Genomic DNA, 14,166 nt, shown 5'->3' on the forward strand with positions numbered 1-14,166 from the left:
CATAAATTTTATTTTTATTCAGGTATGAAATCGACGTGAAATTTCATTAAAGGTATTGCCTGATACTTTAATTACCTGCAAATCTGATCTTAAATAAAAACAAAACAAGGCACAATACTATGGAAAGTAAGGCCAAACAGAAATTCAGCGTGCGCGAATATGTTCAGCGATATCACTTTTTGGCATTTTCTATAGGGTTGTCGCTCGGTAGCATACCGTTAATCAATGAAGTTTACGCGGCAAAAACCATTGACTTTAATACCGACGTGTTGGACGTTAACGATCGTAATAATATCGACCTGAGTCAATTTTCACGCGCCGGTTATATTATGCCCGGTAATTATCTGTTTGTGGTCCGCGTTAATGACAACGACTTGCCTGAAACTTCCCTGCAATTTCTGCCAGTACCTGGGGATGAAAAAGACAGTTTTGCCTGCCTGACGCCTGAATTAGTTGGGCAGTTTGGCCTGAAACCTGATGTCTTAAAGAAAGTGAGCTGGGTTAACAACAATCAGTGCCTGGACATTGCCTCAGTGCCAGGAATGACGGTGCGTGGCGATGTCGGCACCGCGATGCTTTATGTCAGTATTCCACAGGCGTGGCTTGAATATACCGCAGCAAACTGGGACCCCCCTTCGCGCTGGGCCGACGGCATTGCGGGCCTGATGCTGGACTACAACCTTAACGGCACAACCAGCAAAGCAAGCCACAGCAGTCAGCGAGATAACCTCAGCGGCAACGGCCTGCTTGGGGCGAATTTAGGTGCCTGGCGTCTGCGGGCCGAATGGCAAATGCAGCACGACAGCACGCCAGGCCCTTCTGCTTCTATGGCTTCCTGGAGTCGCTTTTATGCTTATCGCGCATTGACCGGGCTGCAGGCAAAAATGGTGATGGGTGAAACTTATCTGGATTCATCCATCTTTGACAGCTTCGGTTTTACCGGAGCAAGCCTTGCCAGCGATGACAACCAGCTCGCGCCGAACCTACGGGAATACGCGCCGGAAGTCAGCGGAGTCGCGAAGACCAACGCTAAAATTGTTATCTCCCAACAGGGCCGGGTTATTTATGAAAGCCAGGTCGCGGCGGGGCCATTTCGCATTCAGGATCTGAGCAGTGCGGTGTCGGGGACGCTGAATGTCCGCGTGGAAGAACAGGACGGCAGCGTGCAGACTTTCCAGGTCGACACTGCAAACATTCCCTATCTGACTCGCCCTGGACGGGTGCGTTATAAATTTGCCATGGGACGTGCCAGCCGCGAACGCCATCAGGTAGAAGGCCCGCTCTTTGCCAGCGGTGAGTTTTCCTGGGGGGTAGCTAACGGCTGGTCGCTCTACAATGGCCTGCTGTCTAACAGTGAATATTCCGCCGTTTCCGCAGGCATTGGCCGGGATCTTATGATGTTAGGTGCTATTTCCATTGATGCCACCCAATCCCATGCCCGCATCGCAGAAGGGACAAAAACCGGCGGCTCGTATCGCATCAGCTATTCAAAGCGTTTCGAATCCATCGACAGCCAGGTCACTTTTGCGGGCTATCGCTTTTCACAGCGCAACTTTATGAATATGTCGCAGTACCTTGAGGCTCGCCGCCGCCGGGGGCGTGGCGAAAGTGGCAAAGAGCTTTATACCGTTACGGTCAACAAACATTTTTATGACTGGGGCCTTAGCGGCTATCTCAATTACAGCCACCAGACTTACTGGGATAAACCCGGCAACGATCGCTGGAGTGTATCGCTGGCCCGCTCTTTCTCTATGGGCAGTTTTAAGAATCTGAACGTCAACCTTTCCGCTTATCGCCAGTTATATAACGGCAAAAAAGATGATGGCGCCTGGTTAAGTTTATCCGTACCACTGGGTAGCAATTCGGTGAGTTACAGTTTGCAGAACAATGAAAACGGCACGACGCAAAATGCCTCCTGGTATAGCCGCCTGGACGAGCGCAATTCGATGAATGTCAGCGCTGGCCTGACCAACCAGGGACGCTCAACCGGCAGCGCCTACTACACCCACAATGGCAGCCTGGCCGATATCACCGCCAACGGCAGTTATACCGCCGGACAATACAGCGCCATTGGCCTTGGCGCGACGGGTGGCGTCACGCTCACCTCCGAAGGTATGGCTGCACACCGGATCAATAATTTCGGGGGCACACGTTTGTTGATTGATACCGATGGCGTCGCAGACGTACCGATACGCGGCTATGGCGTTCCGACCCGAAGCAATGCCTTCGGCAAAGCGGTGATTGGAGACGTTAACAGTTACTATCGAAATACGGCCAGCATCGATATCAACCAGATATCCGACACGCTTGAAGTCCCACAGCCCGTGGCGCAGATAACGATGACGGAAGGCGCGATTGGTTTCCGTAAATTTAGCGTCATTTCCGGAATGAAATTACTTGCCGTTATTCGCCTTGCAGATGGAACAACGCCTCCTTTTGGCGCAAGCGTGATGTTTAACGGGCGTGAAACAGGGATCGTCAATGACGAGGGCAACGTGTGGTTAAGCGGTGTGCAGCCTGGTGTCGTCATGAACGTTCGCTGGAGCGGTGAAAATAAATGTGCGGTGACTTTACCGATGAAATTACCTGAAACTCTGGCCGCAGATAACACTATTTTATTACCTTGTATTCTATTAACGGAGAATTCCGCTAAATCTGATGCGTCTGCGCTTTAATTCTACGCTGGGCCGATTTCCGGCACTGTGCTTAATATCGTTCTTGATTAAATGAGTCTAATTATGCCTGGTATAAAACGAAAAGCATTACTGATGATTATCGCCTCGTTAACCGTTCAGCACGCGTTTGCTGCCGTCGCTCTGGACCGTACGCGAATTATTTATGATGGTTCACAAAAAACCATCTCTTTAAACATTACCAATCAGAATAAAGATCTGCCTTTTCTCGCGCAGAGCTGGATTGAGAATGAACAGGGTGAAAAAATAAAAGGGCCGTTAATATCGCTACCGCCGGTCCAGCGTATTGAACCGGGGGCAAAGAGCATGGTGAAATTGCAAAGCATGCCGGATGTACGCACGCTTCCTCAGGATCGTGAGTCGCTTTATTATTTCAACCTCCGCGAAATCCCGCCGCGCAGCGATAAAGCCAATGTGCTGCAGATTGCGCTACAAACTCGCGTAAAGCTGTTTTATCGCCCTGACAGCATCAAACCCAAACAGAATATTGATGATACTTTCCAGAAAATTACTCTGACGCGTGACGGCAATTTCTGGCAGCTGAATAACGATACGCCCTATTATTTCACCATCGTTAATGTTGATAGCAAAAAAAGTGAGACGCCTAATCCGAAATTTACCTCGCAGATGGTCAATCCATTAACGCACTCGCGCATTAATATTGATGGTCCTTCATTAGGCACTCATCCGGTACTGACTTATATTAACGACTTTGGTGCACGCCCAATGCTCACGTTTAGCTGCGCCGGAAATGAATGTCATGTCATTGCGGATAATGAAAATAAATGATCCATCAGGCGTGAAGTTTTTCACGCCATTATTTTATTACGTGAAAAACTCTGTATGAAAATGCCTCTTTACTCAAAAATAACTTTTACCCTGGCGCTATGGTGCGTGTTTATTTTGCAATGCTACCTCCCTAATATGGGAGGAAGTGGCCTGCGACTTCCGCACAATTTAATAGCCTGGGGCACGATGGCGGTGATTGCTGGCGTTATTTTTTATCATCAGATAAGTCGTCGCGAATTATTGCGATATTCACCAGTTTTTTTACCAGCCCTGTCAGGGGTATTTTTGCTCGGCTTGCCGTTGCTGTGGAGCCCGGAAGCGCTGTGGCAATGGAACGCTCTAATGCGCGTACTGGGCATCACTGGGGCATTCCTCTTCTTTTACAGTCTGCTGCAATTGCCTTTGAACTACCGGCAAAAACGTTTGTGGGCGTGGTTGTTACTGGCCGCAAGCCTGGGACAAATTGGCCTGACAAGCATGCAGGTCTTCTACTCCAACGCCATCTATTTACTGGAGTTTAATCCGCTCCGCGCACGGCCCCACGGCATTTTCCAGCAGCCCAATGTACTGGCCAGCTTTCTGGCGACGGGGTTGCTTCTGGCCATCTGGCTGTTTACCACCACCCGCAATACCGCTGCATCTCTGATACTCATCATCAGTTTGCTGGCGCATAGCGCCTGGCTTGTGATGATTCAATCACGTATTGGCGGGCTGGGTGCATTAGCTGGCACGTTTGCTCTGGGCCTTCTGTGTTTCAGAAGAAAGCTTTTTTGGCTTGCCCTGGCGATTGCGTTTTCTGGCGCAGCCATCGCCTCGTTAGGTATGCCTGAAGCCATTGCCGGCATTGATAAATCCGGCAGCAATGTTGAGCGCCTGCTCACTCTCAAATACAGCCTGCAGATGATCGCTGAGCACCCGTGGTTGGGATGGGGATACGGCGGCTTTGAGCATGAGTTTGTTCGCTATGTCTTCAGCGAAGGAATGCTGCCGCCTTTGGGGTTGCGGAAAATGACACATCCCCACAATGAATTGCTGCTCGCCTGGGTTGAAGGTGGAATTATCGCTCTGGCAGGAATGTTGCTGCTTATCGTCGCCTGGTTCAGGCTTATTCCCGCACCAGGGAAAACCTGCAAACGCGTTTCAGCAACGGCATTCTGGATCATGACGCTGCCCATCGCGCTGCATACCATGACCGAATATCCGCTTTATCAGTCGGCTCCGCACATTTTTGTGCTGATGGTTTTGTGCCGCATGGCTGCACCGGAACAGGATATTCAATCTCGTGGAACGGAACAGAGCTATCGCATAGCGGCCAGTGTTCTGATGGTGGCGGCTTTCTCATTGGCGCTGTTTATGTTTAGCGGTTTACAAACTAACGCCGCACTCACTCAGACGGAACGGCATCAGCTGGTCGATTTCCCGCAACGCACGGCCAGGCTAATCAACCCGTGGGCGCAGTTTAAAAGGCTCGAATATGATCGCTACGTCAGTTACCTGCTGGATTATAACCAAACCGGCGATATAAAATTACTACAAGCCTATCGCCCCTGGGCTGAAAACTATTTACGCACACATAACGATGCCAATACTTATTGGTCATTAATTCGGGTTTATCAATTGAATGGCGACAGCCGTAATGCTGCGCTTTATCGCGCGGCAGCACAATTTCTCTTCCCTGGGGATAAACGTTTTCACTAATACCCTATGTCAGGAAACTCCTACAGCCTGAAACGATCTGGCTGATAGTTTTTCATACGGCGAGCCTTAATAATTTAGCGTATCAGGAAGATAAGAGCGTTTAAATGAAACTCAACATAACTTCGCTATTAGTCGGTTTTATTTTTATTCAGCAGGGAATGTTACTTGCACAAGCGACCACGGCACCAATCACTATCTACGGAACAATAACGGCACCGACCTGTACAATTAACAAGAATGGCCCCATTGACGTCGATTACGGAACGATGAGAACGGATGAAGTGGAAACATCCAAAGGAACAAAGACGACAAGATTCCCTTTGAATTGTAACGGTGTAAATTTAACGCTGTATTTGATGGGGATGGGAGCAGCGTTTAATAAAGATTACCTGAAGACCAACATGGAAAATCTTGCGATTAAATTCACTGATGATGTCGATGTGGCGGTTCCCATAAATGGAACAGTGCCGATAGAAACGCAGTACACTTTCCTGGATGTGAAAACCGTGCTGGTGAAAAAACCAGGCGCAACCCTTGGCGGTGGTACATTTTCTGCAACAACGACTTTTGTATTTGAATACAACTAAAGAGGTGTTATGAGTCTTTGTAAATCACACCTGCACGCTCTGTTTTATTTTTTTAGTTTTAGCGCCTGTGCCACCACTAAATATATTGATATGAATTTATATGGTGTACTGATCGCCCCTCCTGTTTGCACCATTCCTGGAAACTCAATTATTTATGTGGATTTGGGTGACAAAATATTAAACTCACGAATAAACGGACTTAATTATCTTACCGACTTCTCCATTCCTCTTTCGTGTACGGGTTCACCGGCAGGCGTGAATATGTCGATTAACGGAACCGAGGCATCATTTGGTAATAAAGTATTGAAAGCCTCTAAAGACGGGCTGGGGGTTCGCTTTATCCGCAATGGTGCTTCTCAGCCTATTAATAGCTGGTTTGCAGTGGATTATCGTCAATCGGTTGCGCTTCAGGTCGCACCGGTTAGAGAGGCCGGGTCCGTCATCTCCGGCGGGTATTTCAACGCAACGGCAACAGTCACGCTCCAGCTACCGTAATAAGAGGCCATGATGAGACGATTTGTATCGGTGTTTTTTTATTTATTAGTCTGTGCCACACCTTATTCAACCTTTGCGGTAACTTCTTTGGTCATCGAGGGAGCCATTATCGAAGCCGTGCCTTGCGATATTAATGACGGAAAAGCCATTGATATTAATTTTGGCGATGCGGTGGCGATTAGCAAAATTGATGGCAGTCACTACGCGATGCCCTTGACGTTAAATTTTACCTGTAGCAGTGAACCCACCAGAACCATGACGGTGAAGATTCAGGCAACCGTAAGCGGATTTGACAACAGCGCGGTGCAGACGGATATCGGTGATTTAGCCATTCGTCTGACCAAAAATGGCAACGGCATTGCGCTCAATACACCACTCGCCGTCAATTATCCCTCACCGCTGACCTTAATGAGTACGCCGGTAAAAAGAGCCGGAGCGAAACTGCTTCCAGGGGATTTTAATGCCTTCTCAACCGCAGTGGTTGACTACCTGTAAGGAGAGTCCGAATGCTAAAAATAGTGACCATTCTGCTGCTGATCATCGCCGGGTTAAGTGCCGTCTCCCGTGTCGGAGCGGTGAATATTACGATGCACGGCAAATTAGTGGCGGAGCCTTGTTCCATAGTGCCGGGAGATGAAAAAAAAGAAGTCTTCGTCGGCCATATTGGGCCTGCCTTTCTCTATGAGAACGTGCGCACGGCGGGCACTGATTTTGCTTTACGGCTTGAGCATTGCGATATCAGCGCCCTGGACTCGGTTTCGATCACTTTTTCCGGGCAAGAGGACACTGAATTACCGGGCCATCTGGCGCTGGATACGTTCTGCACGGCAAGAGGAGTTGCCATTGGTTTAGAAACTCCCACAGGCAAACCGTTACCTCTGTTTAGCGAAAGCGATATATACCCTTTAGCCAATGGAACCAGTGCCATTAATCTGCGAGCGTTTGTGCGGGCCTCCAGCAGAGCCATCGCGAACCGGGAAATTAAAGCGGGGAGCATTAATGCCACCGCTACATTCATATTAAATTATAGCTAATCACGATATTTAATTTATTTTCACTGGTGTTAAAAGCATTAGTTTGGATACTAGTGGTAATCAATAAAAGTGTCCTATAGATTCAGGATAAATGATGAAAAACATATTGATAAAGTTTACCTGTCTTTTCTTATTGGTATTCAGCAGTGCTGTTTTTGCAGAACTGCAAATAACGTTTGAGCCAAACCCAGACCCTTCAAGGATTAACGTTAGAGCTACGCATATCCCAACGCCAGGTGATGATGAGTGTATGTGGAAAAACTATCCTTGCTACGATGCCGGGACCAATACGGCAACGCCAGCACATTGGTTTACTAGCCCTTGCAATAATTGCTATGGCACTCCATGGGATCAGGTTCCGCCAATAAGAGGATTACCATCAGGATCGAGAATAGACCATTTTGCGATGTCTTATTTAGGTGGAATAGGACAGAGTCGGGTTATTTTTGAAGGCCTTAAGATTTCTAATGCCGGGCAGTGGTTTTGCGTAGGTGTGGCCTCAAAAGGTAATTTCTATAGTAAAGGTGTACATAGACAATGTGGTTTAATACCGAGTGTAGTGGTTCCCCCTAAACCTACCTGCACGGTAACTCCCGGCAGCATTCAATTGAATCATAACAGCCTTACCGCAGCAGAAGCCGTCAATCATGTGGCAAGTCAGACGGTTAGGGTCAGCTGCACAGCAACAGGTTATGTGAGTATTAAGGCAACCGATGTTGTTTACGGTAAATCAAGTTTCCAGCTCCGAGCATCAGACAAACTCTCTAATACATTAACGGTGGATGGTGTAGACGGTGCGACCGGAAAAACGTATTCCATTGGCACCTCCGGTGTGAATGTGGTTATCGCTTCAAAACTTTATTCAGGAGGCCCGGCAATCAGCGCAGGTTCGTTTTCAGGAAATGCAGTAATGGTATTTGAAGTGATATAACAAGATATAACCCTTCTCTGTTGTAGCTTTCGCCAGAGTCTCCGCTCTGGCATTTTTTTCTGACAATTAATTAAATATTATGATGACAAAAAACCTCAAAAACATGGGTGTAGTAGCCCTGACTATATTATTGACAACTGCCTGTGTTCCTCATAAAAAAAGCCCGATACCTGCCTCATCTGGGGAATTCTCTTCATGCGTTGCGGAAGCAACAACCTTGGTGAAAATAAATCGAGTAAAATACGAGAAAGATTACACCAACTTATCGACTATGATAAAAGCCACTAAAGACTACGCGGGTATAATTAACCATATTCAAAGCGATAACCAATCTATTATCACTCCGCTTTATCAATACAAAATTAACAATGTCTGTAATGAGATCTCACAAAAACTACTCGCCGAAATGAAAGTGAAGGCGCTGGAGATCCAGAGCCAATAATATGAATAAAAAAACGCTTATCCTTTTGCTGCAAATGTGTTTGCTGCCAGCCGCGTTAGCTAACGAGCAGCAGGATTTTTTATCTTCTGTTTCCGAACTCTCGTTGCCAACACTGGCTGGTGTTGCAGAACCGATGAAACCCATAACGGAAAAAGCCGCTAACACGCCCAAACTCCAGCGGCCAATTCAGCAGACTGTACCGCCCTCACCTCAGATCGTCAGGCTAAACAACAAGGTCGCTAATCTCAGACAAACCATCGCCAAACTCGAGTCAGATAAGAAAGAACTGACGCGGCAGTTAAAACTCAATATTGCGCCAACCCCTAAACCAATATCGCCCAATCCAGAACTGTCAGAACTGAAGCAACAATTACTGGCTGTTCAAAATGCCAATCAGACATTGAAGGAACAGATGAGCAAATCTCAAAAACAGGACAGTAGCGAGAATAAGCGTAGTCATGAATTCGCCGGGATGGTTAAAGATTTGGCTTCCGTCAGGGAGGAAAACCACAAGCTCATCGCCCAAATTCAGGAGGCTCAGGCTCATCTGGCCTCAATAGAGAAACAGAAAAGCGCCGAACTCAGCGCCCTAAAATCGTCGCTTGATAACACTCAAAAGCAAAACCATGAACTGAGCGAAAAACTGACTAAAAATGCGGCCATCTGGACAGCAGCCAGCCAGTCCGATAAGCAGTCCTGGGCATTAGGCATGTCGCTTGCCGGTAACGTGCGCAAGACCCTTGTTCAGCTTAAAGATCTGGCAATTCCCTATAGCGAAGAAGGGCTTAAGAGAGGCATGTTAGCTGGGATAGTGATGAGCGCTCCCCCGTCACTGGCGGTGCAGGAAGATCTGCGAGAGCTGCTCAAAAATTATGATTTAGAATTACAAAAACGCAGCAAAAAGACTATTGATCTGATCAGAAAGAGCCTGGTAAAACAGAAAATTGATAAGCAGAATTACAGTACCTTCTTTGTGCATGTCAAAAAGGGTAAGCAGGTTGAAGCGCTTGATAAGGTGCTGTTTACGCTGAAAACTGAAACGCTTGATGGACGCAAGCTTGATGATGTTAAAGACAAGCCGCTGAACCTCAACACGCCTTTACCGGACATCATTCTGGAAGCACTTGATGAGATTGGACAAGGTGGGGGAATGACGCTGTATTGTCTGGGGGCCGATCTGTATACCGACAGCACGCTTCCCGCCGGAGTTTTCCCTTATACCGGGCTAAAATTATCTCTTAGCACCCGTTAATAAATCCAACAAGCCAGGTGGAATAGCACTTCCTCCTGGCCTGGCATGATTACGGTAACGATAGAAAGCTGTGTGTGAAATGGTCATGGGAGCCAAGATAATCAAATAATCTGTCACTGAGGCTAAATATGAAGTGAAAAATGCTGGTGACGCAGGCGGCGGTTAAAACCATTTTATACTTGTGAAATAATGCACGGAGTTTGCACTTTTTGGCGGCCGCCAGCCCCAGCACCTGATGCTCTTCAGCCAGCCTGAGCGCCGGGATATCGTCATTTTCATCGGGCGCAAATTCCATCCTTCCAGCTGCGTTCTCTTGATGCACTTCCACCCGATACTCAGGGTTAAACTGATAGCCAAGCTTAGGCACCGTCACAATAATATCTTTACCAAACCCAACGTGCTGAAAACACTTCCTGATGTGGGAGATAACCTGGTTAACACTGTTATCTGTCACCACAAATCCGTAATCTTTCCATGATTTCTCAAGCAGCGTCATTTTGTTCAAGACATTGCCACGCGACACAATCAGGCTTTCCAGACAACGAGCGGCGGGTGCTGAAAGATTCGCTGTGTTTGATGTTTCACAGTCAACCGAAGTGAGTTTCGCAATGGTGCTGTCAAAAATAAGCGTGCTATTAATAATATACTTTGTCATCGATTTTCCTGAACCTATTTACATCGCGTACCAGAGGAAAGTAAATGTAATCTGTATCTTAACAGTCAATCAAATATGAGTTTTAGGCGTTATATCACTTGCGTGAATTCTAACATGACTCAAAATTTTGGCAATCTATCGGCCAGCATTTATTGTTTTACTGCCGATATTTTAGGTATGAAAAAGACCAATAAACCTTGCGTTGATATTTATTCAAAAAACAGTTTCACTCTGATTCCAAAAAGATAACAAGAGCGCTAAAAATAATATTATCACGCTTATAAATATTCTATTTTACAAACTCTTAAAGCACTCACAAGGTTGACTGGTCACATTAAATTATCTAAGTCGTTGAGCGCTTTGGGACACATCAGAGACAAGGCAACGCGATCCCCCACTTTGTGCTCTTTCTCAAATTACGTTGGCGCAATTCTTAACAGATCTCTTGAGTTCACAATCGGTAGAAACCTTCGAATGAAAGCAAATTTTCTTCATTTAACCTTATGAAAAGCTATGAAAGAAGGTTGTATTTTGCGCAAATAATTTTCATCCAATTGAAAACAAACAAATTTAAATCAACACAGCAAAGCTTGATTTGAATCAAGTAAATCACTATATTAGCCACCTGATAACGAACGTTGATTATTAACAAATTGAAGTTTTTTCACTACATTTTTGCCGGTTGGTTTTGTTGCACAACATTGACCGGGAACGTTACCTACTGGATTATCACAACAGCTAACGTTTATCTTCAGGGTTTGCTCCACGGAAAAGGTTGAACTATCAGGGAAAGAAAAGACGATTATTATCAGCTCTTTTCTACAGCAAGATGCTAACGGGAAAGCGTTTTAAGTTCTCAAAACCATTCCCCACATCATTATTTTTATAACATTAAGCTCATTCATTCCGCGCAATGAACGGGTAGTTCATACTATATTTTTTCCCTGGAAGCATGATGACTGCAAGTTTTAATCGTTTAAAGTTTCTCAATAGTTACAACCCTTCATTTTTAAATATGCTACTGGCCCTTGGAATACTTAATTTTCCGAATCAGGCTTATGCCATTTTCTATCTGGAGAATTCTCAACAAGGCGTTATTCTCGATTCGGATTCACAATATTTTGTTCAACACAATATTACGGTGACGTCGAATCAGGCAACGCAAAGCGCGGTGGTGATTCATGATGCACCGGTAAACTCACCCGTCGTTCTCCTCCCCCTACCCACCACCTTTTACAATGAGGGGACAATTAACGGACCTGATGGCGGGAACAGTCTTGCTGGTATAGATTTTGCCACCTCTGGTGAGCTGCAGAACGGATACAGCGGGTCTATTAGCGGCGGCGAGCATGGCGTAAAGCTGACAAAGGGCTCACACACCCTATTTAATGATGGCCGTATTACCGCGCGAACGGGTAACGGCATTAGTATTCTTGACAGCGTAGCCTACATAGAAAACTACCAGTTGATATCAGGCGGCAGAACGGGCATCGACGGCCATTCAGCTTCGCAGGTAGATCTTTACAACTATGGAACCATTACCGCTATTGAGCAGCAAGCTGTGGTAGTGAATAGCAGCAGCCAGATATATAACGCCGGTACGTTATCGAGCCTGAATGCAGCAGGTATTTTATTAGAGGGCGATAACAATAATCTGGTGCTGAGCGATAACTCGCAAATCGAAGGCAACAACGGTGTGGCGATGCTTAGCACAGGTTCTGGGAACAGCCTGTTATTGAAAGGTTCGGGCCAGGAAGATGGCAGTTTCTTATCCGACACTGCAGAGCACGGCCTGGCCAACATCGTCTCTCTGGAGGCGACGAACTGGACGCTTAGCGGTGATATCGAGGCCTATGGCACGGATAACAACGTGCTGGATGTTGAAGGCCAACTTACGCTCGCAGGAAATACCTCAATTGCAGGCGGTGGCGGTGCAACCGTCCAGAAAACGGGCGTATTAACGCTGACCCACGGCGGTTCACTGGCAGGTAACCTCGTCAATACCGGACTCGTAGAAGTCGGAGGCCAGGCGCTATCAGAAACGATGATGCCCGCTTTCACCGTCAAGGGTGACGTGAATAACGCCGGTGAGATTGCTTTCAATTCACCCCAGCTGGTTTACGGTAATACCCTGCGCATTGAAGGGAATTACCACGGCCAGGAAAATAGCGTTCTCTCTATGCGAGGCGCACTGAATGGCGACAGCTCTGCGGTTGATAAGCTTGAGATCACCGGGGATGTCTCCGGCTCGACTAATGTGGAAGTGACAAATATCGGCGGATCAGGTGCAAGTACCCTGGAAGGCATCAAGCTGATTTCGGTTCAGGGACAGTCTGCTGAAAACGCATTTATCCAAAAAGGACGTATTGTTGCGGGAAGTTATGACTACCGACTCCAGCGCGGAAGTGTGAGCTCCCCGCAGGAAAACAGTTGGTATCTGAGTTCAGCTTCCGGCGTGGCGCAACCACCGTTACCAAAACCCACTCCGGTAGCGATGCCATCGGCTGCACCGCCAGTGATACCCCCTGTCTTAGCGCCAGCAACACCAGCAGCTCTTCCGATTGGTGAGTCCGGGGATAATCAGAACGGCGAACAACCGATATCCATCCCCGAGCAAGCACCACAACAACAGCGGCAGGAAAATATTATGCGCCCGGAAGCGGGAGCCTATGCAGCGAATAACGCCATCGCGAATACGCTATTTGTGACGAGTTTGCAGGACCGCCTTCCCGCAGGCAAAGAAAACTCAGCGCTCTGGTTACGTCAGATTGGCACCCATCTGCAATCTGAGACAGGTGATCAACTGGCTAACAGCGGAAACCAGTATGTCGCGCAACTGGGGGCGGATCTTGTTCGTTTTCAGGCCGGTGAGCGTGGCGCTATTCACGTTGGCGTGATGGGCGGTTACGGGCGCAGCCACGGTAAATCGACATCGAAAATAACGGGTTATAACGCTGACCAATCATTGAACGGTTACAGCGGTGGCCTAAGTGCAACCTGGTTTGCCGACGAAACTGAGCGCTCCGGGGCTTATAGCGACAACTGGCTGCAATATAGTTCGTTCAAAAATAGCGTCAAAGGTGACGGTCTTTCGGCTGAATCTTATGATTCGCGAGGTTTTAGCGCATCGACAGAATGGGGTTATACCTTCAGATATTCCACTTCTGCTAACAGCGCAGTCACCTTGCAACCGCAGGCGCAGGTCGTCTGGATGGGCGTCAAAGCAGACGATCATCAGGAAGCGAATGGCACTACGGTAAAATCCACGGGGAAAAATAACGTGGCAACGCGACTTGGTCTGCGAACGGCTTATTCAGCAAGTACCCAGGCTATCCTGAAACCTTTTGTGGAACTCAATTGGCTGCATAACAGCAGACCGTTTGGGGTTTCAATGAACGACGTGATCACCCATATAGATGGCATGAAAGATACGGTGGAGATGAAAACAGGGATCAGCGCTAAACTGGCCAACCATCTGGAAGGAGCCATTGAAGCCAACCTACAAAAAGGGCGCAATGGATATCAAAGTGCGGGTGGGATGCTAACTCTACGCTACGATTTCTAAGTTTGACGCTTTGAAGGAGAATTGA

Annotated in this window: 12 protein-coding genes; 11 read left to right on the top strand and 1 reads right to left on the bottom strand. The window is 47.3% G+C overall.

Annotated elements, in window-relative coordinates; translation table 11 throughout:
- Positions 1-119 precede the first annotated feature (119 nt).
- The 10 genes from BSPA111_RS07465 to BSPA111_RS07510 all read left to right on the top strand — a co-directional run bounded on the left by BSPA111_RS07465 (position 120) and on the right by BSPA111_RS07510 (position 9,921).
- A complete protein-coding gene (locus BSPA111_RS07465) occupies positions 120-2,675 on the top strand; it encodes a fimbria/pilus outer membrane usher protein (protein ID WP_183270539.1) in 2,556 nt (851 codons plus the stop codon).
- A 63-nt stretch (positions 2,676-2,738) separates the two neighbouring features.
- Positions 2,739-3,482, top strand: coding sequence for a fimbria/pilus periplasmic chaperone (locus tag BSPA111_RS07470; protein WP_183270540.1), 744 nt, complete (start codon positions 2,739-2,741; stop codon positions 3,480-3,482).
- Between the two features lie 186 nt (positions 3,483-3,668).
- Complete coding sequence (locus tag BSPA111_RS07475; RefSeq protein ID WP_183270541.1) at positions 3,669-5,180, top strand: PglL family O-oligosaccharyltransferase; 1,512 nt, start codon at positions 3,669-3,671, stop codon at positions 5,178-5,180.
- A 104-nt stretch (positions 5,181-5,284) separates the two neighbouring features.
- Positions 5,285-5,767 carry a fimbrial protein gene (locus BSPA111_RS07480; RefSeq protein ID WP_183270542.1) on the top strand — a complete coding sequence of 161 codons (483 nt, stop codon included), beginning with the start codon at positions 5,285-5,287 and terminating at the stop codon, positions 5,765-5,767.
- Positions 5,768-5,857: 90 nt separating this feature from the next.
- Positions 5,858-6,262, top strand: a complete 405-nt coding sequence (locus BSPA111_RS07485; protein ID WP_255459254.1) for a fimbrial protein — start codon at positions 5,858-5,860, stop codon at positions 6,260-6,262.
- A 9-nt stretch (positions 6,263-6,271) separates the two neighbouring features.
- Positions 6,272-6,757, top strand: a complete 486-nt coding sequence (locus BSPA111_RS07490) for a fimbrial protein (protein ID WP_183270544.1) — start codon at positions 6,272-6,274, stop codon at positions 6,755-6,757.
- A gap of 11 nt (positions 6,758-6,768) precedes the next feature.
- Positions 6,769-7,296 (top strand): fimbrial protein, encoded by a 528-nt coding sequence (locus tag BSPA111_RS07495; RefSeq protein WP_183270545.1) that lies wholly within the window; start codon positions 6,769-6,771, stop codon positions 7,294-7,296.
- 94 nt (positions 7,297-7,390) lie between these two features.
- A complete protein-coding gene (locus BSPA111_RS07500; protein WP_183270546.1) occupies positions 7,391-8,227 on the top strand; it encodes a PapG chaperone-binding domain-containing protein in 837 nt (278 codons plus the stop codon).
- A 79-nt stretch (positions 8,228-8,306) separates the two neighbouring features.
- Positions 8,307-8,669: a hypothetical protein gene (locus tag BSPA111_RS07505; protein ID WP_183270547.1), complete on the top strand. Its 363-nt coding sequence runs from the start codon at positions 8,307-8,309 to the stop codon at positions 8,667-8,669.
- Position 8,670: 1 nt separating this feature from the next.
- Entirely contained in the window at positions 8,671-9,921 is a 1,251-nt protein-coding gene (locus tag BSPA111_RS07510) for a hypothetical protein (protein WP_183270548.1), read from the top strand.
- A 49-nt stretch (positions 9,922-9,970) separates the two neighbouring features.
- Here BSPA111_RS07510 and BSPA111_RS07515 read toward each other — a convergent pair whose 3' ends face one another.
- Positions 9,971-10,576: a winged helix-turn-helix domain-containing protein gene (locus BSPA111_RS07515; RefSeq protein WP_183270549.1), complete on the bottom strand. Its 606-nt coding sequence runs from the start codon at positions 10,574-10,576 to the stop codon at positions 9,971-9,973.
- A gap of 952 nt (positions 10,577-11,528) precedes the next feature.
- Here BSPA111_RS07515 and BSPA111_RS07520 point away from each other — a divergent pair.
- Positions 11,529-14,141 (top strand): autotransporter outer membrane beta-barrel domain-containing protein, encoded by a 2,613-nt coding sequence (locus BSPA111_RS07520; protein WP_183270550.1) that lies wholly within the window; start codon positions 11,529-11,531, stop codon positions 14,139-14,141.
- Positions 14,142-14,166 lie beyond the last annotated feature (25 nt).

This window comes from Buttiauxella sp. A111, assembly GCF_014189855.1.
GTDB classification, from domain to species: Bacteria; Pseudomonadota; Gammaproteobacteria; order Enterobacterales; family Enterobacteriaceae; genus Buttiauxella; species Buttiauxella selenatireducens.